This window comes from Pseudomonas sp. HMWF021, from assembly GCF_003061005.1.
GTDB lineage: Bacteria > Pseudomonadota > Gammaproteobacteria > Pseudomonadales > Pseudomonadaceae > Aquipseudomonas.
Genome location: NZ_QAIK01000157.1, coordinates 1 through 1,892 on the forward strand (window position 1 = coordinate 1; position 1,892 = coordinate 1,892).

Here is a 1,892-nt window from a genome sequence, read left to right on the forward strand (position 1 = left end):
CGATGCGACCGTGCCGCGCCGCTCGGCGTGGTTTCTCAAGGCGACGTTGCTGCCGTGGTTCTACTGGAACGGCATGCTCAAGGGCCGCGAGTGGCTGACCGGTTTGTCCAAAGTCGACTGAGAACTCCCTATGTTGCTGGCAAGTCTGTTTGGCGTGGTGATGGGGCTGATTCTCGGGCTGACCGGCGCGGGCGGCGGGATTCTTGCCGTGCCGGCGCTGGTGCTGGGCCTTGGCTGGAGCATGACCCAGGCCGCACCGGTGGCGTTGTTTGCCGTCGGCAGTGCGGCGGCGGTGGGGGCGATCGATGGGCTGCGTCATGGTCTGGTGCGCTATCGCGCGGCGCTGTTGATCGCCGCGCTCGGTGCGGTGTTTTCGCCGCTGGGCATCTACTTCGCGCACCAGTTGCCGGAAAAGATCCTGATGATCCTTTTTAGCCTGCTGATGGTCATGGTGGCCTGGCGCATGCTGCGCCGTGAGCGTGCGCAAACGGGGCCGAGCGACCACGGCCACGCGAGCTGGGGGCAGAAGAACTGCATGCTCAACGAGCAGACCGGTCGTTTCGACTGGACCGCCAAATGCACCGCGACCCTGGCGGCGCTGGGCGCGGTGACCGGTGTGGTTTCGGGCTTGCTCGGCGTCGGCGGTGGCTTCCTGATCGTGCCGGCGTTCAAGCAACTGACCGATGTGCAGATGCGCGGCATCGTTGCGACCTCGCTGATGGTCATCAGCCTGATTTCGGCGATTGGCGTGATCGGCGCGTTTCATGCCGGGGTGCGCATCGACAGCCTTGGCACGGCGTTTATCGTCGCCAGCATCGTCGGCATGATCATCGGCCGCAAATTATGCGCGCGGGTGCCGGCGCGGGCGTTGCAGGTAGGGTTTGCCAGTGTGTGCCTGGTGGTCGCGGCTTACATGATGCTGCGCGCCTGAGACAAAAAACCGGCCCAGCATTTGACCCTGTAGGAGTGAGCCTGCTCGCGATAGCGGTTTAGTATTCAACATTGATGCTGACTGACACTGCGCTATCGCGAGCAGGCTCACTCCTACAGGGGATGTGTGTTTTGTCGTTGATTGCGGCAAACTCAGACATCCCCAGACAAGGCCTCTCAATGGATCGATACGCCCCGCGCAACTGGCAGCCGCACGAGAAGCCCAGTCTGCCCGGTTCCCCCTCGACGCCGCTGCACTCCAACCGCAAGCGCCTGGCCTATGCGCTGGTCGGGCTGCTGGTGGCGGTGACCGGTGGGCTGGGCAACTCGCTGGTGGTCGCCAACCTGCCTTACCTGCAAGGCGCGCTGGGCGCGACCACGGCGGAGATGGCCTGGCTGCCGGCCGCGTACGTGATGACCAACGTGTCGATGAACCTGCTGCTGGTGAAGTTTCGTCAACAATTCGGCCTGCGTGCGTTCACCGAAGTGTTTCTGGTGCTGTATGCGCTGGTGACCTTCGGTCATCTGTTCGTCAACGACCTGAGCTCGGCCATTGCGGTGCGGGCGGCGCACGGCATGGTTGGCGCGGCGCTGAGTTCGTTGGGCCTGTATTACATGATCCAGGCATTTCCGGCCAAGTGGCGGTTGAAGGCGCTGGTGCTGGGTCTCGGCGCCTCGCAACTGGCTTTGCCGCTGGCGCGACTGTTTTCCGAAGACTTGCTGCAAATTGCCGAATGGCGCGGTTTGTACCTGTTCGAATTGGGCATGGCCTTGCTGTCGCTGGGCTGCGTTTTGATGCTCAAGTTGCCGCCCGGTGACCGCTTCAAAACCTTTGAACCGCTGGATTTTCTCACCTTCGCGATTCTCGCCAGCGGCGTGGCACTGCTGTGTGCGGTGTTGTCGCTGGGGCGCATCGACTGGTGGCTGGAGGCGAACTGGATCGGCTACGCGCTGGCCGCCTC

At 63.3% G+C, this 1,892-nt stretch carries 2 protein-coding genes and 1 pseudogene; all 3 read left to right on the forward strand.

All coding sequences use genetic code 11. The annotated features are described in order from the left end of the window. Window positions 1-121: pseudogene (locus DBR18_RS22490) on the forward strand (pyridine nucleotide-disulfide oxidoreductase); the annotation flags it as partial. A 9-nt stretch (window positions 122-130) separates the two neighbouring features. Next, window positions 131-931 carry a sulfite exporter TauE/SafE family protein gene (locus DBR18_RS22495; protein WP_108591969.1) on the forward strand — a complete coding sequence of 267 codons (801 nt, stop codon included), beginning with the start codon at window positions 131-133 and terminating at the stop codon, window positions 929-931. Between the two features lie 179 nt (window positions 932-1,110). Continuing rightward, a partial coding sequence (locus DBR18_RS29725; RefSeq protein ID WP_256588849.1) for an MFS transporter occupies window positions 1,111-1,892 on the forward strand: 782 nt, incomplete at its 3' end.

Excerpts from the sequence above, each read along its gene's own strand:
- DBR18_RS22495 (WP_108591969.1), top strand. The coding sequence starts at position 131 with ATGTTGCTGGCAAGTCTGTTTGGCGTGGTGATGGGGCTGATTCTCGGG.